Consider the following 19,293-nt stretch of genomic DNA (forward strand, 5'->3'; position numbering starts at 1 on the left):
CATCATGAACGATAGCCGTTACTCGGCGCAGCACGCGGCGGACCCGGACGAGTTCGTCCGGGTCTCCGATGTTGTAAAGATCTTTGGCGACGTGGTGGCCGTGCGTTCGGTCAACCTGTCCGTCAAACGAAACGAAATCTTCGCGCTGCTGGGCAGCTCGGGTAGCGGCAAGTCCACCTTGCTGCGCATGCTGGCCGGATTCGAGGAAACCACCTCCGGCCAGATCCTGCTGGACGGCGAGGACATCACCAGCGTGCCGCCGTACCGCCGGCCCGTGAACATGATGTTCCAGTCGTACGCGCTGTTCCCGCACATGACGGTCGAGGCCAACGTGGCCTTCGGCCTCAAGCAGGAAGGCGTGGATCGCGCGGAAATCCATGATCGCGTGTTCGAAGCCCTGGACCTGGTGCAGATGGCGGGCTATTCGCGCCGCAAGCCCAACCAGCTTTCGGGCGGGCAGCAGCAGCGCGTGGCGCTGGCGCGCAGCCTGGTCAAGCGTCCCAAGCTGCTTTTGCTTGATGAACCCATGTCGGCGCTGGACAAGCAGATTCGCCAGAAGACGCAGATCGAGCTCGTGAAGATCCTGGAGCAGGTCGGCGTGACCTGCATCATGGTCACCCACGACCAGGAAGAGGCCATGACCATGGCGCACCGCCTGGCCGTCATGACCGAAGGGCAGATTGTCCAGTGCGGCACGCCCCAGGACGTTTACGCCTTCCCGAACTCGCGCTTCGTCGCCAGCTTCATTGGGTCGACCAACATGTTCACCGGCACCATCGTGGTCGATGAGCCCGATCACGTGGCCATCGAATGCGCCGAGCTGACCCGTCCGCTCTTCGTGAACCACGGGGTCAGCGAACCACTGGGGATGGAAGTGCACGTGTCCATCCGGCCCGAGCGCCTGCTGGTCTCGCGTGAACAACCGGACGGCGACTACAACTGGGCCCACGGCATGGTCAGCCATATGGCCTGGATGGGCAGCTACGCCCTCTATCAGATCCGCCTGGATTCCGGCAAGACGGTCGAGGCCAGCGTGCCCAGCCGTCTCTTGGCCCAGATGGACGCGCCGGGCATCGACGAAGAAATCTTCGTGAGCTGGGACGCCGACAGCGCGACGGTGCTGGCGTCATGATCCGCTTTTCGCCCCGCGACTGGCTCCCGTCGGGCAGGGCCCTGGCGGTGGTGCCGCCGTTCGCCTGGCTGGTGCTGTTTCTGCTGCTGCCGTTCCTCTTGGTGCTGAAGATCAGCTTTGCCGAGATGAAATTCGGCATACCGCCGTATACGTCGCTGGCGCAGTTCCAGGACGAGGCGATCCAGTTCAGCCTGCACCTGCGCGGCTACATCCTGCTGTTCACGGAAAACCAGTATTTCCGCACGTACCTCAGCTCGGTGAAGATCGCCGGCATCACCACGCTGGTCTGCGTGCTGATGGGCTATCCGATCGCGTACTACATCGCCCGCTCGTCGGCGCGCGTGCGCAACCTGCTGCTGCTGGCGGTGATCCTGCCGTTCTGGACGTCGCTGCTGCTGCGCGTGTATGCCTGGGTGGGCATCTTGCGCAACGACGGACTGCTCAACAACCTGCTGCAGGGTCTGGGCCTGATCTCCAGTCCGCTCGAGATCTACCGCACCGACCTCGCCGTGTACATCGGGATGGTCTACGCCTACCTGCCGTTCTTCATCCTGCCGCTGTACGCGACGCTCGTGAAGATGGACCTGCGCCTGCTTGAAGCCGCCTATGACCTGGGCGCGCGGCCTTGGCAGGCGTTCTGGCAGATCACGGTGCCGATGTCGCGCCAGGGCGTGATCGCGGGCGCGATGCTCGTGTTCATTCCGGCCGTGGGCGAATACGTGATCCCGGAAATGCTGGGCGGCGCCAACACGCTGATGATAGGCCGCGTGATGTGGAATGAATTCTTCAACAACGCCGACTGGCCGATGGCGTCGGCCGTGACGTGCGTGATGGTGTTGCTGCTGCTCGTGCCGCTGGTGTACTTCCAGTACAGCCAGGTCAAGCAGCAGGGCGGAGACCGCAAATGAACGGTCCGAACAAGACGCTGCGCGCCGTGGTGCTGGGGCTGGGCTACTTCTTTCTGTACGTGCCCATCCTCAGCCTGATGGTGTTTTCATTCAACGAGTCGCCCTCGGTCACGTCGTGGACCGGGTTTTCGTTCCGTTGGTATCACTCGCTGGTCAATGACGACGCGCTGTTGCGCGCCGCCTGGCTGTCGTTCCGCATTGCCGTGCTGACGGCCACCGCCGCAGTCGTCATCGGCACGTGGGCGGGTTACGTGCTCGGACGCATGGGGCGCTTTCGCGGCTTTGCGCTGTACGTCGGCATGCTGAGCGCGCCGCTGGTGATTCCCGAGGTCGTGCTGGGCATCTCGCTGCTGCTGATGTTCGTCGAGGTGCGCGGCGCGCTGGGCTGGCCTGAGCAGAACGGCATGTTCACGATCTGGGTGGGGCACGTGACGCTGTGCATGGCGTTCGTGGCCGTGGTCATCCAGACCCGCATCCGCGACCTGGACCGCTCGCTGGAAGAAGCCGCGCTGGACCTGGGCGCCACGCCGATCACCGTGTTCTTCAAGATCACGCTGCCGCTCATCGCGCCGGCGCTGGCATCGGCCTGGCTGCTGTCCTTCACGCTGTCGCTGGACGACGTCGTCATCGCGTCGTTCCTGTCCGGCCCCGGCTCCAGCACGCTGCCCATGGAAGTTTTCTCGCGGGTGCGGCTGGGCCTCAAGCCCGAGATCAACGCGCTGGCCACCCTGTTCATCCTGGCGGTGGGTACGTGCGTGATCCTCGCCAACCGCATGCAATGGCGCAAGGAGTCCGAATCCAAATGACGCAAACCACCCTGTATGGCCTGACCAAGTGCAGCACCTGCGTGAAGGCGCGCGACTGGTTGACCGAGCATGGCGTCGACCACGCCTTCGTCGACTACCGCGACGATCCGGTGCCGGCCGCGATGCTCAAGGCCTGGTCCGAGCAAGTCGGCGGCTGGGAAAAACTGGTCAACCGCGCCTCCATGACGTGGCGCAACCTGCCCGAAGACCGCAAGACCGCCCACACCGATGCCCAGTGGACCAAGCTGATTGCTGAATTTCCGGCCCTGGTGCGCCGTCCGGTCACCGTCACGCCGGATGGCGAGGTGAGTGTTGGTTTCAGTGAAAAGCGCTACGGCGAACGTTTCGCCTGAGGCCCGCGGCGGGGCCGGACGCGCCCTGCCGGACGCCTTCTTCGACCGCGACGCGGCTCAGCTTGCGCGCGAGTTGCCCGGCAAGGTGATCCGCCACCGGGTCGGCGGTCTGTGGCTGTCGGCCCGCATCATCGAGACCGAGGCCTATTACCTGGAAGAGCGGGGCAGCCATGCCTCGCTGGGATACACCCACAAGCGCCGCGCCCTGTTCATGGACGGCGGCACCGTCTACATGTACTACGCCCGCGGCGGCGATTCGCTCAACTTCAGCGCAGGCGGTCCCGGCAATGCGGTGCTGATCAAGTCGGCCTATCCATGGACCGATGCGCTGTCCGGCCCCGAGGCACTGGAACGCATGCGCGAACTGAATCCCGATGCGCAAGGCCGGCCCCGGGCGCTGGGCGCGCTTTGCGCAGGGCAGACGCTGCTGTGCCGGTCGCTGGGCTTGAAAGTGCCCGAGTGGGACGCCCGCCGTTTCGATCCCGACGCCCTGTACGTGGAAGACGTGGGCGAGTCGCCGCCGTACCTCATATGCACCACGCGGCTGGGCATTCCGGCGGGGCGCGACGAACACCTGAGCTATCGTTTCGTGGACCCGGCCTACGCCGCGTTTTGCACGCGCAACCCGCTGCGTCGCGGGCAGCGCGCGGGACAGGATTACGTGTGGGTGGACCGGCAGGGCATCGTGCTGCCCGAGGCGCCGGCCGGGGGCTAGAAGCCGGCTTCGCGCACGCGCTGGGCCAGGGATTCGCGCAGTTCGGCGTACTTGCGTTGCAGGCGGCGGCGGTTCAGACGCTTGCTCCACGCATACAGCGGGATCAGCGGCAGCACGCCGAAGCCGTCGATCAGGTACAGCCCCTTCTTGCCGTCGGCGTTCAGGCCGACCGCGATGTTGCTGGTCGACATGTCGTGGACCACGACGTGCGCATCGGCCAGGTCATCGAAGAACGCATCCAACTGCGCCTTCAACGCATCGTCGAACAGGCCTTTCTTGGCCAGATCGGTCACGGTCGGCGCCATGTTGCCGGCCTCGTCGGTGATCTTCTCGACCACGAGGCCCAGGCCCAAAGAAGTCTGCGCGACCCCGACGATGCGTGCCATGGGCACCTGCCACACGCCGGACGGGCGCGTCGTGGTGGTGACGTATTCCGAGATTTCGTTCAGATACACGCGGTAGGCGCTTTCGCGCTGATACTGCTTGTACCAGCGCTTGAACGGCCGCGCTTCCAGGTAGATCGCCCGCGCGCGCATGTCCATGACCTTGACGAGCAGGGCCGGAGAATGCGGGTGCTGGAAAATGTGCCGGTCACCGCCCGTGGCGAGCGGCGTTGCCGAGTCCAGGTTCAGCGGTCCGAAGACGGACTGGAATGAGACGGCAGGCGTGCAGGCGGAGCGGTCGGCGGAGTTCAAAGAAGCGAGGGGATTCATTCAGATGGGCGCCAGTTTAATCCGGTTGCTCGCGCTGCGTCTTTGCGCTGGCCGCGCGGGCTGGAAAGGGGGGCGGAATGGGACCTACAATTCGCGCTTTGGAGATGCCTTTCTTGAACGACATTCTGCTTTGGGTCGCCGCGGGCGGCGCCGTGCTGGCTTTCGTGACCGCCGTGCTGGCATGGCTGCGTCCATCCGCTTCCGATGCCCGCCTGGACGCCCTGCTGGAAGGCCTGGAACGCACCGAGCGCGCGCTGCGCGCCGACATCGCCGAAGGCCAGCGCGGCCTACGCAGCGAGTTTTCCGAATCCACGCGCTCGCTGCGGCAGGAGCTGTCGCAGTCGCACGGCGACCTGCGCGCGGGCCTGTCGCGCGATGCGCAGGCCGCCCGCGCCGAGTCCGCCGAATCGCTGTCGCGCTTTGCCGCGGGCTTCTCGGAACAATTGCAGGGACTTATCCAGATCAACGAGCGCCGCCTGATGGAAGTGCGCGCCACGGTGGATCAGCGCCTGCAATCGCTGCAGTCTGACAACAGCGCCAAGCTCGACGAAATGCGCCGCACCGTGGACGAAAAGCTCCACGCCACGCTGGAGCAGCGGCTGGGTGAGTCCTTCAAGCTGGTGTCGGACCGCCTGGAGGCCGTGCACAAGGGGCTGGGCGAGATGCAGGCGCTGGCGGCCGGGGTCGGCGACTTGAAGCGCGTGCTGACGAACGTGAAGTCCCGCGGCACGTGGGGCGAAGTGCAACTGGCGCGCCTGATCGAAGACAACATGACGCCCGATCAATACGCCAGCAACGTCAAGCCGGTGCCGGGCAGCGATGCCGCGGTCGAATTTGCCATCCGGCTGCCCGGGCGCGGCGACGGCGGCGATCCCGTCTGGCTCCCGATCGACGCCAAATTCCCCAAGGAAGAATACGAACGCCTCATGGACGCGCAGGAAGCGGCCGACGGCGAAGGCGTCAAGGCGGCCGGGGCGGCACTGGGCCGCGCGGTCGAAGTGCAGGCGCGGCTGATTGCCGGCAAGTACATCGCGCCGCCGCACACGACCGACTTCGCCATCATGTTCCTGCCCACGGAAAGCCTGTATGCCGAGGTGCTGCGCCGCCCCGGCCTACTGGACAAGCTGCACGACCTGCGGGTCAACGTGGCGGGCCCGAGCAATCTGGCCGCGCTGCTGAACAGCCTGCAAATGGGATTTCGCACGCTGGCGATCGAACAGCGTTCCTCCGAGGTGTGGCAGGTGCTGCGGGCGGTCAAGACGGAGTTCGGCAAGTTCGGGGAATCGCTGGCCAGTGTCAAAAAGACCCTGGACACCGCCAGCAACAAGATCGGCCAGACCGAGGTGCGCACTCGTGCCATGCTGCGCAATCTGAAGGGCGTGGAGGCGCTGCCTGATGCCGACGCCCTGCGCCTGCTTGGCGGGGCATCGGCCGAGGCGACGGACGCCGAGGACGACGACGCCGAGGAACCCCACGCGCCCTCGGCCGGCACCGTCTGACACGGGCACGCCGTAGACCCGTGCGCGTCGCCCGCTGCCGCGCGCGCTTGTTGCCCGCCTTGACTGCCGATATCCTCATGCTTGCGGCACTTCGCCGTCGATACCTGGAGCATCGTCAGCATGAGCATCGCCGAACGCCATGATTCCTCTTCTCTCGACGCGACGGCGCTGGGCGCCGATATCGCCCAAGGCGCCACCACCGCGCTGACTGCCATGCAGCAGGCGGTGGAGCGCGTCGCAGCCCGCAACCCGTCCATCAACGCCGCCTGCGGCGTGCAGGCCGAAGCCGGTTTGCGGCTGGCGCAGGCGCTGGACGGCGAACTGGCGTCGCTGACGTCCGAACAGCGCCTGGCGCTGCTGCGCGATCGGCCGTTCCTGGGCGTGCCGACCTTGCTCAAGGACCTTGCAACGGCGGCCATCGGCCTGCCGAGCGCGATGGGGTCCGTGCTGTACGGGCAGGTCCAATGGAACCTCGACGCCGACATCGTCAAACGCTATCGCCGTGCCGGCCTGATCCCGTTCGGTCGCACCACCAGCGCCGAACTGGGCCTGAGCCCCACGACGGAATCGCCCGTCTATGGTCCCGCTACGCAGAACCCCTGGAAAAAGGGCCACAGCGCGGGCGGCTCCAGCGGCGGCGCCGGGGCGGCGCTGGCCAGCGGCATGGTGCGCATCGCGCATGGCAGCGATGGCGGCGGGTCGATCCGCATCCCCGCGTCGTGCTGCGGCGTGCTGGGCCTGAAGCCCTCGCGCGGACTCATGCCGCTGGGTCCGCTCAAAGGGGAGGGCTGGGGTGGCCTGGCCACCGAGCATATGATGACCCTGTCCGTGCGCGACTGCGCGGCGGCGCTGGACATCAGCGCGGGCGCCGACGTGGGCGCGCCTTATGCCGCGCCCGTCCCGCCCGCGGAATCCTATCGTGGGGTGGTGAGCCGGGTGGCTGCCGATCCGCGTTCGGCGCCGCGGCGTCGCATTGCCTTCATCAACACCACCTATGAGGGCGAGGCCATCCACCCCGATGTTGCCGCCACGCTGGACGAGGCGGCCGGGTTCTTCGCCTCGCTGGGGCATGAACTGGTGCAGGCGGCGCCGCCCGTCGGCTCCGAAGAAGTCCTGTCGCCGATGCTGCCGCTGATCGCCAGCGCGGCCGCCAATGCCATCGACAGCTTCGTAGCCGCGCGCGGCAAGCGCCTGGCCGCCGACGAACTGCAGCCCACCACGCTCGGCGCGCGCGAGTACGCCCGCGCGATCTCCGGCTCGCAGTACGTCAGTTGCATCGACACCTGCCACGAGATCACCCGCCGCATCGGGTGCTTCCTGCATCGGGACGGCGCCCAGGGGTATGACCTGTTTATCTGCCCGGTGCTGGCGTTGCCGCCCGCGCCCATCGGCCGCTACGCCATGGACAACGCCGATTATCTGGCCTACCGTCTGGGCAAGAAGGGCGTCATCGGCTATTCGCCATTCGCCCCGCTGGCCAACCTGACCGGCATGCCGGCCATTTCGATCCCGTTTGGCAAGTCCGCGGACGGGCTGCCCATCGGCATTCAGGTGATGGGGCCGCTTGGCGCGGAAGCCCAGTTGCTGGAACTGGCGGCGCAGGTCGAAGCGCTGCGGCCCTGGCCGCTGACCGCGCCCATGGCTGGGTAGCGGCCGCGGGGCAACCCGCGCCGCGGCGGCCGTTCGAACCAGGGAGACCTCATGTCATCGTTCGCGACGCATACCGTGTTCAACCAGGTGCCGCCCCTGGAAGACTATTCCCTGTACGACACCGACCCGGCGCTGCGCGAGGCCGTGCGCCGCGAAGGCGCCGAGGCCTGGGCGGGCGACCTGAACGCGCACGGCGCCTGGCTGGGCCGCGCGCAGACGCTGGCTGCGGGCGCCGAAGCCAACCGCTGTCCGCCGCGCCTGGTCAGCTACGACCGCGCCGGCCATCGCGTGGACCGCATCGACTTTCACCCCGCCTGGAACGTGCTGATGAGCGGCATCATGGCGCGCGGCCTGCATAGCCGCGCGTGGATGCAGCCGGCGCCGGGCGCGCAGGTGGCGCGCGCCGCCGCCTACCTCATGCAAGGCCAGGTCGAGGCCGGCACGTTGTGTCCCACCACCATGACCTTTGCCGCCGTTCCACTCTTGCAGCGCGAGCCCGCCGGCGTGCTGGATTTTGCGGGCCAGTGGCTGCCGGCGCTTTACGCGCGGGAATTCGACGGCAGCGACGCGCCGCTCAGCGCCAAGCGCAGCGCGCTGATCGGCATGGGCATGACCGAAAAGCAGGGCGGCTCGGACCTGCGCGCCGTCACCACGCGCGCCACGCCGCTGGGCGCGCCGGGGCGCGGATGCGCCTATCAGCTTGTCGGACACAAATGGTTCTTTTCGGTGCCGCAGGCGGACGCCCACCTGGTGCTGGCGCAGACCGATGAGGGCTTGAGCTGCTTTTTCGTCCCCCGCTGGATACCGGACGGCCCGCGCAATGCCGTGCGCGTGCGGCGCCTGAAGGACAAGCTGGGCAACTGGAGCAACGCCAGTTCGGAAGTCGAATTCGAAGACGCGTGGGGCGTGATGGTCGGCGAGCCCGGGCGCGGCCTGGCAGTGCTGCTGGAAATGGCGGGCACCACACGGCTCGATTGCGTGCTGGGCAGCGCGGCGCTGCTGCGCCAGGCGCTGGCGCAATCGGCGCATCATGCGCTGCATCGTCAGGCCTTCGGCAAGCCGCTGATCGAACAGCCGCTGATGCGCAACGTGCTGGCCGACCTGGCGCTGGAAAGCGAAGCGGCCATGGTCCTGGCGCTGCGTCTGGCGCGCGCCGGTGACGAACGCAGCGATGCGGCGGCGCGCGCGCTGGTGCGCGTCGGCACGCCGGCCGCCAAGCTGTGGGTCTGCAAGCGCGCGGTATCCGCCGTGGCCGAATGCATGGAGGTCTGGGGCGGCAACGGCTATGTCGAAGAGGGGCCGATGCCGCGCCTCTACCGCGAAACGCCCGTCAACTCCATTTGGGAAGGCTCGGGCAACGTCATGGCGCTGGACGTGCTGCGGGCGTTGCAGCGCGAGCCCGACGCACTGCCGGCGCTGGAATCCGAATTCGCGCGCGTCGCGGGCCAGCACCGGGAGTTCGACGCGGCGCTGGCGCGTTGGCGCGCGCTGCTGGACGATGGTGAGCAGGCGCCGTTCCACGCGCGGCGCATCGCGGCCAGCCTGGCGCGTCTGTGGCAGGCCGCGTTGCTCATCGAACACGCACCCGGCGCGGTCGCGCAGGCCTTCGCCGGCAGCCGGCTACAGGAGACGTCGGGCATGTTTGGCGAATTGGCCGCCGGGACGGACACCCAGGCCATCCTGTCGCGCGCGTGGCCCGCCGTCGCCGCGTGCTAAATTTCCTGGCTCAAGCAACTTTTCCGCATTTCTACCGCCATGCTCTCCCAGCAAGAACTCAAGCAGCAAGCCGCCGACGCGGCACTGGAATTCGTCGAACAGGTCGCCGGCCCGGACGTCATCATTGGCGTGGGCACCGGTTCCACCGCCGATCTGTTCATCGATGGCCTGGCGCGATTCAAGGGGCGCATCGGCGGGACGGTCGCCAGCTCCGAACGCAGCGCGGCGCGCCTGGCCGGCCACGGCCTGAAGGTGCTGGACCTGAACGACGTGTCCACGATGCCCATCTACGTGGACGGCGCCGACGAGATCAACGCCGACCTGCACATGATCAAGGGCGGCGGCGGCGCGCTGACGCGCGAGAAGATCGTGGCCTCGGTGGCCGAGCGCTTCATCTGCATCGCCGACGAATCCAAGCTGGTCCAGACGATGGGCAAGTTCCCGCTGCCGCTCGAGGTCATCCCGATGGCGCGAGAATCCGTGGCCCGGGCGCTCACCGCGTTGGGCGGCCAGCCCCGGCTGCGCGACGGCTTCGTCACCGACAACGGCAACATCATCCTGGACGTGTCGGGTCTTGCCATTTCGGACGCGCCCGCGTTCGAGGCCATCGTCAACAACTTGCCGGGCGTCGTGACCTGCGGCCTGTTTGCGCTGTCCGGCGCCGACGTGGCGCTGCTGGCCACCCAGAACGGCATCCGCCGCCTGGACTGCCGAGCCTGAGTCCGATTGTGCAGGCAGGTCCCGCCGGTCCGCCTTGCGGGGCGCGGGGCCGCCATTCATAATCCTGTCACACTTGGGTCATAACCTTGCCGGTTGTGCAGGCCCATCTCGTAACCTCTCTAATTTCGGGGCAATGCAATGAGATCAACCACGCAGGGAGCCCGGATGACGGAGCATACAAACAAACAGTTCGACGCCGATCTGGAAAGCGTCCGTTCGCAGTTCTTGCAAATGGGCGGCGTGGTCGAAGCCATGATCCAGGAAGCGATCGACGCGTTGGCCAGCGGCGACATGTCGCTGGTTGAAAAGGTCCGCGAGCGGGAAAAGGAAGTCAACCGCCACGAAGTCGAGATCGACGAAAGCATCAGCCGCATCCTGGCCCGGCACCAGCCCACTGCCATCGACTTGCGCATGCTGATGGCCGTATCCAAGATGCTGACGGACATGGAACGTTCCGGCGACGAAGCCGAGAAGGTCGCCACCGTGGCCCGCCGCGTCCATGAAGGCGAATTGCGCCACATTCCCGTGATCGAACTGCGCCACATGGCCGCCAACGTGCGCAACATGCTGCACCAGGCGCTGGACGCGTTTGCCCGCCTCGACCCCATCCAGGCCGCCGCCGTTGTGCGCAGCGACAAGGAAGTCGACAAGGAATGGAAGGGCGCGCTGCGTCACTTGATCACCTACATGATCGAAGATCCGCGCACGATCTCGCGCGCCATCGACATGATCTTCATCGCCCGCGCGCTCGAACGCATCGGTGATCACGCCAAGAACATGTCCGAACGCGTGATCTACATGGTCAAGGGCGCCGACGTGCGCCACACCGGCGTGAAGAACACCGAGCGCCTGGCGCGCGGCGAAGAAGAATCCGAGGATACCTCGGAGCAGTAAGCACGAAAACCTGCTGCCGCTTCACAGCGGCAGCGCCGCTCCCTGGCACAGCCGGGGATCCGGCACACCCGGCTTGCCGCCGTCCATGCGACCGGCCAGCCGGCGTCCAAAGGCCGGCATTGCCGGCGCACTCACTTCCAGGTCGTACCAGCCCTCGCAGCCCGAGTACTTGAGTTCGACCGCGCCGCCCGCGGGTACGTGCGCCATGGCGCGCCACCCGTCGTTCATGCGCGATTCCACCCTGACCGGTTGCGGCGCGTCGCCTTGGTTCACGAGCCGCAAGCGCAGGCCCGAGGTCACGGGCACGAGCTGGGCTTCCAGCGTGCCCGCATCGCGCGCGTCGCCGTGGAACTGGCGGTGAAAGCCGTCCGGTCCCAGCAGCCAGAGATCGTACGCACCGCCCGCGGCCAGCTTCCATCCATCGTCCAGACGCGCGCCCGCGCCCACCGTGTAACGCCGGGGCGGGCGCGCCAGCGCAAGGCGGTCATAGACATGCAGCACGGCGCCCGCGCCGCCCGGGTTGCGCAACGTCAGGCGGTAATGCTCGCCGTCGGCCGTCGTCTTTCCCACGGCTTCCAGCACGTAGGGTAAGGGACACGTGTGGCGATTGCTGTCGGGGTGATGCGAACACCTGTCGCCGGCAAAATCGAAGGCCGTCGTCAGGTCGCCCGCCACCGCGCGGCGCCAGGCGCTGATGTTGGGCTCCGCCACGCGGAACCGCATTTCCAGGAATCGGATGACCGACGTGTGATCGAATACCTGCGAATTGACCCAGCCGCCCCGGCTCCAGGGCGACACCACCAGCATCGGCACGCGCGGGCCCAGGCCGAAGGCGCGTCCATGCATGGCGGCGGGATCGTCGGCCGTCGACGCGCTGGGACCATGACGTGCGTCGTGGTATTCGCCGTCCAGCTCCACGGTGGACAGGCCGCCCGACTCGCCGTCCGGATGGCGCGCCGGGGGTGCGGGCGGGGGCACGTGGTCGAAGAAGCAATCGTTTTCGTCGTAGGTGACGAACAGGACGCAACGGCTCCACGTGTCGGGATGCGTCGTCAGGATGTCCAGCACCCGCTCGGTGTAGGCGCCGCCCTGGCGGGGGGAGGAAACCTCGGGATGTTCGGAGTCGGCGGTGGGGGCGATGATCCACGAGACGGCGGGCAGCGTGCCCTGGGCGACGTCGCGCGCCAGATCGTCCAGCGTGCGCGTGGCCAGCGCGCGGTCGCGCAGCGGGGCGTCGCCGGTTTGGCTTGCGTGCTGCCGGCGATATTGCCGGAAGCCCGCGAGCGGATTGTCGTTGTAGTTGTCCGCCATGTCCTGGTAGATGCACCAGTCCACGCCGGCGTCCTGCAGTCGCTCGGGGTACGTCGTCCACGAATAGCCTTCACCCGCCGGACCCAGCCGATCGTAGGTATTGACCAGCGCCGGACCGCCGGCCTCGCCCTGCGGATCGTTCGTGCCGGTCCACAGGAACAGCCGGTTGGGATTGGTGCCGGCCTGGACCGAGCAGTGATAGGCATCGCACAGCGTGAAGGCATTCGCCAGCGCGGTCTGAAACGGCACGTCGGCGCTGCGGTAGGCGCCCAGGCCCAGCCGGCTCTTGGCGGACAGCCATTGGTCCATGCGGCCGTCGTTCCAGGCGCGCTGCGAATCGTCCCAGGTGTGCGGCGTGATGTAGCCGACCGGCTTGTCGCTGGCGACCTCCGCCTGCAGATCGTAGGGGCGGCAACGCGCGTCGCCATCGGCCTGCGTCAGCACCGTGCCCGCGCGCGTGGGCACGGGATGCGGATCGGCAAATCCGCGCACGCCAGGCAGCGCGCCGAAGTAATGGTCGAAGGACCGGTTTTCCTGCATCAGGATCACGACATGGCGCACATCCTGCAGCGTGCCGGTCTTGCGGTCGGGGTCGATCGACAGGGCGCGCGCAATGACAGGGGTCGGGTCCGGTTGGATGGGCGGGCGCGAATCTTCTTTCATGACAGCTTTAATACGGTCTGCAACCTTGAATCTTAAGGCCTTCGCCGGCATGCGGGCGGCGTGTGCCTGAGCGCCTCAAAAAACAAAGCCCCTCGCGCGCGAGGGGCTTTGCCGTGCCGCATGCCCAAAGGCGCGGCGCGGGGCGGATCAGGCCGAGGGCGGAACGTAGCCGTCGGCTTCGACGGTTCCGTCTTCGAACAGGAAGCGTTCCATCTGCTGCTGCAGGTATTTGCGTGCGCGGGCGTCGGCCAGGTTCAGGCGGTTTTCGTTCACCAGGCGGGTCTGCACGCCTTTCCAGTCTTCCCAGGCTTCCTTGGAAATGCTTTGCCAGATGCGGGTGCCGACTTCGCCAGGGTAGGGCGGGTAGTCCAGCCCTTCGGCTTCACGCTTCAGTTTCACACAGTTGACGATACGGGCCATGGTTCGCTGCCGGAAAAATGAATAACGCCACATTTTAGCGGGCTTGGCGTGCGTCGGGCGCCAAGCCCCTTCCGCTTACCGCGGAAATCGCCCCGCGGGCCGGTTTCAGAGCTTCTTGATGAAAACCAGGCTGTTGCGGGAACGGTTGTAGTTGTTCTGCTTTTCGCGGGGCAGGTCGGTGATGCCGCCCTGCACGAATCCGCGCTTCATGAACCAGTGCGAGGTGCGGGTGGTCAGCACGAACAGCCGCTTGGCGCCCAAGGCGCGGGCGCGCGATTCCATGTGACGCAGCAGGATCTCGCCTTCGCCGGAGCCCTGCCATTCGGGGTGCACGATCAGGCAGGCCATTTCGGCCATCTGTTCGTCGTGGAAGTCGTGCAGGGCCGCACAGCCGTAGATGACGCCGTCGTGCTCCAGCACGGTGAAGTTCTCGACGTCGCGTTCGACGACGCTGCGCGGGCGCGGCACCAGCGTGCCGTCGGCTTCCAACGGTTCGATGAGGCTGAGGATGGCGCCCACGTCGTCGATGGTGGCCGGGCGCAGGTCGTCCAGCGTGTCCTCGACGACCATTGTGCCCACGCCATCGTGGGTGAAGATCTCGAGCAGCACACTGCCATCCAGCTCGAAGGGCAGCAGGTGGGCGCGGGCCACGCCGCGCTTGACCGCGAGCGAGGCGTATTGCAGGAAGGAATGGGTCTCTTCGTCCAGCTCGCCGCCGGCCAGCAGCGCGTCGGCGTCCACGCGCGCCAGTTCGGTGTCCAGCGTGCCGTCTTCGTTCAGCACGCCTTGCGAGCTGGACAGGAAGATCAGCTTCTCGGCGCGCAGGCCCACGGCCACGCTGGTGGCCAGGTCTTCCATCGCCAGGTTGAAGGCGTCGCCGGTGGGCGAGAACCCCAGCGGCGACAGCAGCACGACCGACGAGCCTTTCTCGATGGCGAACTTCAGGGCTTCGATATCGATCTTGCGCACCTGGCCGGTGTGCTTGTAGTCCACGCCGTCCAGCACGCCGGTGGGACGCGCCGTGACGAAGTTGCCGGAGATCACGCGGATGTGGGCGTGCGACATCGGCGTGTTGGGCAGCCCTTGGCTGAACGCGGCCTCGATGTCCAGGCGGATTTCGCCGGCGGCTTCCTTGGCGCATTCCAGCGCGGCGGCGTCGGTGGGGGACAGGCCCCGGTCGAACTGCTGCGTGTAGCCCTTCAGGCGCAGTTGTTCGTTGACCTGGGGCCGCGAGCCATGCACCAGCACCAGCCGGATGCCCAGCGAGGAGAGCAGGGACAGATCCTGGACCAGGGCGTTCAACGCGCCCGCCTGCACCAGTTCACCGCCAAACGCCACCACGAAGGTCTTGCCTCGGAACGCGTGCACGTAGGGGGCCACGTCTCGGAACCATCGCACAAACTGCGCGGCGGCGAATTCAGGGGCTTCAAGGGCGGAGACGGTGTCTGGTTCCAGGTCGGGCATGGTGTGAGTTGCTTAAGAATCCTATGGGTCGCGGGACGGCGCAGGCCGGCAGGCCGTGCGGAGAGCGCCGCCTCAGGGGGCGGCGCTACGCGGAATTATAGGGCGCGCGGCCGCCCGGGCCGCGCCGCGCGCAGGACGCATTGTTGCGGGCGCCCCACAGGATGCGGTGCCGCGTCCGGGCTGACCCACCGGTCGCGGCACGAAAAGGGTCAATGCCGGGAAAGCTGCCGGTGTTCCAGGCGGCTCAGCAGCCGCACCACCGGCCACAGCAACGCAAGGTAGAAAAGCGCCGCGAGCACGATGGGCGAGGGGTTGTACACCAGCGACTGGGCGTCGCGAGCCACCCGCAGCAGCTCCGGCAGCGCCACGGCGCTGGCCAGCGTGGTCAGCTTGACCACTTCGAGCGTATTGCTGATGAGGTCCGGCATGACGTTGCGCGTGGCCTGCGGAATCTGCACGTGCCACATCGTCTGCCAGGCCGACAGGCCGGTGGAGCGCGCCGCCTCGATCTGCCCGCGCGGCACGCTTTCCAGGCCGGCGCGAAAGACCTCGCCGTAATAGGACGAATTGTTCAGCATGAAGCCCACGGCCACCGCCAGCAGCTTGGGCAGGTCCAGGCCCAGGAACGGCGCCCCGAAATAGATGAAGATCAGTAGCACCAGCGGCGGCAGGGCGCGGAAGAAGTCGATGTAGATGGCCAGCAGCACGCGCGACCAGCGGGACTTCAGCGTGACGGACAGCACCCCGATGAGCAGTCCCGAGGCCAGTCCAACCGGGATCACCATGGCCGACAGCATCAGCGTGCGGCCCAAACCCTGCAGCAGATACGGCGCCACGCTGACGTAGATGTTCAGATTGAAGAAATTCTGCAGGATTTCGTCCATGCGGTTCCCCTGGGGCCCGTTCGGGGCTCCCTTGTTGTGGCGGGCGGGTGTGGTCGGCCTCGCTTCCCGCCCGATATGCATTGGTAAAGATGCTTCCGGTCAGTGCTTTCCGTCAGTGCTTCCACTTGAAGCGCGTTTCGGTCCAGCGCCCCAGAATCACGACCGGCAGGAAGATCAGCAGGCACGCCACCGCGGCCAAGGTCAGCGGCGTGGCGTTGCCCGCATTGCTGCTGGCCGATTGCGCGTTGTTGAGCACTTCGCTCAAGCCCACGACCGAACCCAGCGCGGTGCTCTTGGTGATGGCGATGACCCGGTTGGTCAGCGGCGCGACCGTCAGCCGCATCGCCTGCGGCATCACGACATACACCATGCTCTGCAGCCAGTTCAGCCCCGTCGAGCGCGCCGCCTCGGCCTGGCCGCGCGGCACGGACAGGATGCCCGCCCAGAAGATTTCCTCGGCAAACGCGGCCAGCACCAGCGACAGCGACAGCCAGCACGCCATGAATGCCGACATCGACAGGTTGATGTAGGGGAACGCGAAGAACAGCACCATGATCACCACCAGCGGCGGCAGCGCGCGCAGGATGTCGGCAAAACAGATGATCAGGAAATTCACCGGCCGGATGCGCAGCGCGCGCACCACGGCCAGCACCAGGCCAAGCGCCACGCCCGTCGCGGCCACCGCCACGCCCAGTTGCAGCGTGACCCACATGCCGGCCAGGATGTCGGGCAGGTAGCGCCAGGCGACCTCAACGTTGAAGAACGAAAACAGCAGGGCGTTCAGATCCATGGAGCACTCTTCAAACCGCGTTACGCGGCATGTTCCGCCATGCTGGCCAGGAAGGCCTGCGTGCGGGGTTGTCGGGGGGCGCCAAAGACGTCTTGCGGCGGGCCTTGCTCGACGATCACCCCGCCGTCCATGAACACCACCCGATCGGCTGCCGCGCGGGCGAAGCCCATCTCGTGGCTGACCACCATCATCGTCATGCCGTCGCGCTTCAGTTCACGCATCACGTTCAGCACGCTGCCGACCAGCTCCGGATCCAGAGCGCTGGTCGGCTCGTCGAACAGCACCACCTTGGGCCGCAGCGCCAGTGACCGCGCGATCCCCACGCGCTGCTGCTGGCCGCCGGACAATTGGTCGGGATAGGCGCGCGCCTTGTCGGCCAGTCCCACGCGGTCCAGCGCCTCCAGGCCGCGGCGGTCGGCCTCGGCGCGCGCCAGCTTCTGCACCTTGCGCAGCGCCAGCGTGATGTTCGACAGCACGGACATGTGGCGGTACAGGTTGAAGTGCTGGAACACCATGCCGATGTTCTGGCGGATGCGGTTCAGCTCGGCCGACGGCGCGGTGATCTCCTCGCCGTCGACGTGGATGCTGCCGGCGGTCGGTTCCTCCAGCCGGTTGCAGCAGCGCAGGAGGCTGCTCTTGCCCGAGCCGGAGGGGCCGATCATGAAGACCAGCTCGCCGCGGCTCACTTCCAGGTCGATCCCCTTGAGGACCGCGTTGTCGCCATAGGACTTGTGCAGCCCGGCGATTTTCAGGATCGGCGTTTCCATCGAAAGCTCCTCAAAGCGCGGGCAGGGGCCGCGAAGCGGCTCCTCCCCTGTCGTTGGCGGTGCGTCGGAAAATCAGCTGCAGCGCAGTTCGACCGGCTTGGCGTCGTAGCCCGGCAGGTCCGGCACGCCCTGGCCTGGCGTCACCGTGACCGCCGCCGTACCGGCTGCAGGCGTGAAGCCGAACCACTTCTGCGCCAACTTGGACACCGTGCCGTCCTGCTTCAGGCACTTGAGCGCCATGGACACGCGGTCGCGGCCCGCCTTGTCGTCCAGCCGGAACGCCAGCGCCCAGACCAAACCTGTCTTGATCGTGTAGCTGGTGCGCACGGCCGGGTTCTGCTTGGCGGCCCAGGCCGCCACGGTGTTGCCCGCCAGGTTGGCGTCCGCGCGGCCGGCCTGCACCGCCTGCACCGCGTCGGCATTGGAGGCGTACACGTCGTACGTGAAGCCGTACTTGGCCGCGTTGTCGCGCGCCCAGTTCTCGTAGGCCGACCCCTTGTTGACCGCCAGCTTCCTGCCCTTCAGGTCATCCAGGCCCTTGATGTCCTTGCCGTTCTTGCCGATCACGAAGGTGTAGTCGGTGTTCAGATAGCCCTCGGAAAACAGCAGCGCGCGGGCGCGTTCCTCGGTGGCGGTGGTGGGCGCCAGCACGAAGTCGTACTTCTTGGCGTTCAGGCCCGGAATCAGCGCGGCATACTCGGTGCCCTCGATCTTGATGGTGGTGCCAAGCTGCTTGGCGATGGCCTGGCCCAGTTCGATGTTGAAGCCGTCCAGCCCGCCGCCCAGCTTGGGCATGGCGTGCGGGGCAAACGTGGCGTCCACGCCGGTCGTCAGCGGCTGGGCGGCAGCGGCCAGGCTGGCGCCGGCCAGGCACAGCGTGAGGCCGCAGCGGCCGGCAAACGTCAGGGTGCGGAGAAGGCGGGTCATGGCGGGTCCTTTAGGGAAGAGGCGTCTTGCCCAGGGCGGGGCCGGCCCCCACGCGCTCGAGAATCAAGCCGTAGTGTTCCGGGCGCCGGTGGGCGGCGAAGTTGAAGATGTGCTGCTTGAAGGTGTCTCCCAGCGCCAGATCGGCCTGGCAGAAAATCACCTCGTCCTCCTCCCCCTGCGCCTGCGCCACGATCTCGCCCGTGGGCGCGACGATGGCCGATCCGGCGATCAGGTGGCTGCCGTCCTCATTGCCGGCCTTGCCTGCGGCGGCCACCCAGACCGCGTTCTGATACGCGGCCGCCTGCAGACTGAGCAGATGGTGGAACATGCGCAAGTGGACCGGTTCGTTCCAGTGGATATTCAATGACGGCGTGTTGTATCCCAGCGCCACGATCTCGGCGCCCTGCAGCGCAAGCACGCGCCAGGTCTCCGTCCAGCGGCGGTCGTTGCACAGGCACATGCCGATGCGCGTGCCCAGCGTTTCCCAGACGTTGAAGCCGTCGTTGCCGACTTCAAAGAACTTCTTTTCCAGATGCTGGAAAGGGGCCTCGGGCTTGTGGTCGCTGTGGCCCGGCAGGTGGATCTTGCGGTAGCGTCCGACGATGCGCGCGTTGGCATCGACCAGGATGCTGGTATTGAACCGCCGGCCGTCCGAGGCGATCTCGGCGTAGCCCAGGTAAAAGCCGATGCCCAGCTCCCGCGCGGTGTCGAACAGCACGCGGGTCTCGGGGCCGGGCATTTCCTTTTCAAAGTAGCGCGCCATCGCTTCTTCTTCCGTCATCCAGTAGCGTGGAAAGAAGGTGGTCAGCGCCAGTTCCGGAAACACCACCATGCGCGCGCCGCGTCCATGCGCCTCGCGCATCATCGCGAGCAGGCGCGCCACCGCCTGCCGCCGGGTCTCCTCGGGTTTCACCGGACCCATTTGCGCGACCGCCAGGCCGAAGGGACGTTTGCTCATGCC

The 19,293-nt window shown here is 67.0% G+C and carries 19 protein-coding genes; 10 read left to right on the forward strand and 9 right to left on the reverse strand.

Annotated features, from left to right (window positions below; all coding sequences use genetic code 11):
• Positions 1–4: 4 nt before the first annotated feature.
• The 5 genes from AC6LJW_RS13225 to AC6LJW_RS13245 are packed head-to-tail and all read left to right on the forward strand — an operon-like array spanning position 5 to position 3,914.
• Positions 5–1,132, forward strand: a complete 1,128-nt coding sequence (locus AC6LJW_RS13225) for an ABC transporter ATP-binding protein (RefSeq protein ID WP_056567149.1) — start codon at positions 5–7, stop codon at positions 1,130–1,132.
• On the forward strand, positions 1,129–2,040 hold the full coding sequence (locus AC6LJW_RS13230) for an ABC transporter permease subunit (RefSeq protein ID WP_056567140.1): 912 nt from the start codon (positions 1,129–1,131) through the stop codon (positions 2,038–2,040). The genes AC6LJW_RS13225 and AC6LJW_RS13230 overlap by 4 nt, the downstream gene beginning before the upstream one ends.
• A complete protein-coding gene (locus tag AC6LJW_RS13235; RefSeq protein ID WP_056567137.1) occupies positions 2,037–2,846 on the forward strand; it encodes an ABC transporter permease subunit in 810 nt (269 codons plus the stop codon). The genes AC6LJW_RS13230 and AC6LJW_RS13235 overlap by 4 nt, the downstream gene beginning before the upstream one ends.
• The gene (locus AC6LJW_RS13240; RefSeq protein ID WP_056567133.1) at positions 2,843–3,199 is read left to right on the forward strand and encodes a Spx/MgsR family RNA polymerase-binding regulatory protein; all 357 of its coding nucleotides are present in this window, start codon (positions 2,843–2,845) and stop codon (positions 3,197–3,199) included. The genes AC6LJW_RS13235 and AC6LJW_RS13240 overlap by 4 nt, the downstream gene beginning before the upstream one ends.
• Positions 3,168–3,914, forward strand: a complete 747-nt coding sequence (locus AC6LJW_RS13245) for a DNA-3-methyladenine glycosylase (RefSeq protein WP_427987779.1) — start codon at positions 3,168–3,170, stop codon at positions 3,912–3,914. Before AC6LJW_RS13240 ends, AC6LJW_RS13245 begins: the two co-directional genes overlap by 32 nt.
• Here the strand turns inward: AC6LJW_RS13245 and AC6LJW_RS13250 are convergent.
• On the reverse strand, positions 3,911–4,627 hold the full coding sequence (locus AC6LJW_RS13250; protein ID WP_056567124.1) for a PhoP regulatory network YrbL family protein: 717 nt from the start codon (positions 4,625–4,627) through the stop codon (positions 3,911–3,913). The genes AC6LJW_RS13245 and AC6LJW_RS13250 overlap by 4 nt on opposite strands.
• 104 nt (positions 4,628–4,731) lie before the next feature.
• On the opposite strand from AC6LJW_RS13250, the gene AC6LJW_RS13255 reads away from it, so the two are divergent.
• The 5 genes from AC6LJW_RS13255 to phoU all read left to right on the forward strand — a co-directional run bounded on the left by AC6LJW_RS13255 (position 4,732) and on the right by phoU (position 11,106).
• Complete coding sequence (locus AC6LJW_RS13255) at positions 4,732–6,126, forward strand: DNA recombination protein RmuC (protein ID WP_498087511.1); 1,395 nt, start codon at positions 4,732–4,734, stop codon at positions 6,124–6,126.
• Positions 6,127–6,246: 120 nt separating this feature from the next.
• Positions 6,247–7,776: an amidase gene (locus AC6LJW_RS13260; protein WP_498087512.1), complete on the forward strand. Its 1,530-nt coding sequence runs from the start codon at positions 6,247–6,249 to the stop codon at positions 7,774–7,776.
• Positions 7,777–7,827: 51 nt separating this feature from the next.
• Positions 7,828–9,492 carry an isovaleryl-CoA dehydrogenase gene (locus AC6LJW_RS13265; RefSeq protein ID WP_498087513.1) on the forward strand — a complete coding sequence of 555 codons (1,665 nt, stop codon included), beginning with the start codon at positions 7,828–7,830 and terminating at the stop codon, positions 9,490–9,492.
• Positions 9,493–9,531: 39 nt separating this feature from the next.
• Positions 9,532–10,212, forward strand: a complete 681-nt coding sequence (gene rpiA, locus AC6LJW_RS13270; RefSeq protein WP_498087514.1) for a ribose-5-phosphate isomerase RpiA — start codon at positions 9,532–9,534, stop codon at positions 10,210–10,212.
• 165 nt (positions 10,213–10,377) lie between these two features.
• On the forward strand, positions 10,378–11,106 hold the full coding sequence (gene phoU / locus AC6LJW_RS13275) for a phosphate signaling complex protein PhoU (RefSeq protein WP_056567111.1): 729 nt from the start codon (positions 10,378–10,380) through the stop codon (positions 11,104–11,106).
• 21 nt (positions 11,107–11,127) lie between these two features.
• On the opposite strand, the gene AC6LJW_RS13280 is transcribed toward phoU, so the two are convergent.
• From AC6LJW_RS13280 to AC6LJW_RS13315, 8 genes are all read right to left on the reverse strand, one after another.
• Positions 11,128–13,080, reverse strand: coding sequence for a phosphocholine-specific phospholipase C (locus AC6LJW_RS13280; RefSeq protein WP_498087515.1), 1,953 nt, complete (start codon positions 13,078–13,080; stop codon positions 11,128–11,130).
• A 147-nt stretch (positions 13,081–13,227) separates the two neighbouring features.
• On the reverse strand, positions 13,228–13,500 hold the full coding sequence (locus AC6LJW_RS13285) for an oxidative damage protection protein (RefSeq protein WP_056567105.1): 273 nt from the start codon (positions 13,498–13,500) through the stop codon (positions 13,228–13,230).
• Positions 13,501–13,605: 105 nt separating this feature from the next.
• A complete protein-coding gene (argA, locus tag AC6LJW_RS13290; protein WP_056567102.1) occupies positions 13,606–14,964 on the reverse strand; it encodes an amino-acid N-acetyltransferase in 1,359 nt (452 codons plus the stop codon).
• A gap of 209 nt (positions 14,965–15,173) precedes the next feature.
• Positions 15,174–15,848 carry an amino acid ABC transporter permease gene (locus tag AC6LJW_RS13295; RefSeq protein ID WP_056567093.1) on the reverse strand — a complete coding sequence of 225 codons (675 nt, stop codon included), beginning with the start codon at positions 15,846–15,848 and terminating at the stop codon, positions 15,174–15,176.
• Between the two features lie 112 nt (positions 15,849–15,960).
• Positions 15,961–16,638 (reverse strand): amino acid ABC transporter permease, encoded by a 678-nt coding sequence (locus AC6LJW_RS13300; RefSeq protein WP_056567089.1) that lies wholly within the window; start codon positions 16,636–16,638, stop codon positions 15,961–15,963.
• A 20-nt stretch (positions 16,639–16,658) separates the two neighbouring features.
• Positions 16,659–17,405 (reverse strand): amino acid ABC transporter ATP-binding protein, encoded by a 747-nt coding sequence (locus AC6LJW_RS13305; RefSeq protein WP_498087516.1) that lies wholly within the window; start codon positions 17,403–17,405, stop codon positions 16,659–16,661.
• 72 nt (positions 17,406–17,477) lie between these two features.
• Entirely contained in the window at positions 17,478–18,332 is an 855-nt protein-coding gene (locus AC6LJW_RS13310) for a transporter substrate-binding domain-containing protein (protein ID WP_056567081.1), read from the reverse strand.
• Between the two features lie 10 nt (positions 18,333–18,342).
• On the reverse strand, positions 18,343–19,290 hold the full coding sequence (locus AC6LJW_RS13315; protein WP_498087517.1) for an N-carbamoyl-D-amino-acid hydrolase: 948 nt from the start codon (positions 19,288–19,290) through the stop codon (positions 18,343–18,345).
• Between the last annotated feature and the right edge of the window lie 3 nt (positions 19,291–19,293).

The organism is Achromobacter sp. 1012554356 (assembly GCF_059760815.1).

Excerpts from the sequence above, each read along its gene's own strand:
- AC6LJW_RS13295 (WP_056567093.1), bottom strand. The coding sequence starts at position 15,848 with ATGGACGAAATCCTGCAGAATTTCTTCAATCTGAACATCTACGTCAGC.
- AC6LJW_RS13255 (WP_498087511.1), top strand. The coding sequence starts at position 4,732 with ATGCCTTTCTTGAACGACATTCTGCTTTGGGTCGCCGCGGGCGGCGCC.
- AC6LJW_RS13300 (WP_056567089.1), bottom strand. The coding sequence starts at position 16,638 with ATGGATCTGAACGCCCTGCTGTTTTCGTTCTTCAACGTTGAGGTCGCC.
- AC6LJW_RS13315 (WP_498087517.1), bottom strand. The coding sequence starts at position 19,290 with ATGAGCAAACGTCCCTTCGGCCTGGCGGTCGCGCAAATGGGTCCGGTG.
- AC6LJW_RS13235 (WP_056567137.1), top strand. The coding sequence starts at position 2,037 with ATGAACGGTCCGAACAAGACGCTGCGCGCCGTGGTGCTGGGGCTGGGC.
- rpiA (WP_498087514.1), top strand. The coding sequence starts at position 9,532 with ATGCTCTCCCAGCAAGAACTCAAGCAGCAAGCCGCCGACGCGGCACTG.
- AC6LJW_RS13240 (WP_056567133.1), top strand. The coding sequence starts at position 2,843 with ATGACGCAAACCACCCTGTATGGCCTGACCAAGTGCAGCACCTGCGTG.
- AC6LJW_RS13225 (WP_056567149.1), top strand. The coding sequence starts at position 5 with ATGAACGATAGCCGTTACTCGGCGCAGCACGCGGCGGACCCGGACGAG.
- phoU (WP_056567111.1), top strand. The coding sequence starts at position 10,378 with ATGACGGAGCATACAAACAAACAGTTCGACGCCGATCTGGAAAGCGTC.
- AC6LJW_RS13285 (WP_056567105.1), bottom strand. The coding sequence starts at position 13,500 with ATGGCCCGTATCGTCAACTGTGTGAAACTGAAGCGTGAAGCCGAAGGG.
- argA (WP_056567102.1), bottom strand. The coding sequence starts at position 14,964 with ATGCCCGACCTGGAACCAGACACCGTCTCCGCCCTTGAAGCCCCTGAA.
- AC6LJW_RS13310 (WP_056567081.1), bottom strand. The coding sequence starts at position 18,332 with ATGACCCGCCTTCTCCGCACCCTGACGTTTGCCGGCCGCTGCGGCCTC.
- AC6LJW_RS13230 (WP_056567140.1), top strand. The coding sequence starts at position 1,129 with ATGATCCGCTTTTCGCCCCGCGACTGGCTCCCGTCGGGCAGGGCCCTG.
- AC6LJW_RS13265 (WP_498087513.1), top strand. The coding sequence starts at position 7,828 with ATGTCATCGTTCGCGACGCATACCGTGTTCAACCAGGTGCCGCCCCTG.
- AC6LJW_RS13305 (WP_498087516.1), bottom strand. The coding sequence starts at position 17,405 with ATGGAAACGCCGATCCTGAAAATCGCCGGGCTGCACAAGTCCTATGGC.
- AC6LJW_RS13260 (WP_498087512.1), top strand. The coding sequence starts at position 6,247 with ATGAGCATCGCCGAACGCCATGATTCCTCTTCTCTCGACGCGACGGCG.
- AC6LJW_RS13250 (WP_056567124.1), bottom strand. The coding sequence starts at position 4,627 with ATGAATCCCCTCGCTTCTTTGAACTCCGCCGACCGCTCCGCCTGCACG.
- AC6LJW_RS13280 (WP_498087515.1), bottom strand. The coding sequence starts at position 13,080 with ATGAAAGAAGATTCGCGCCCGCCCATCCAACCGGACCCGACCCCTGTC.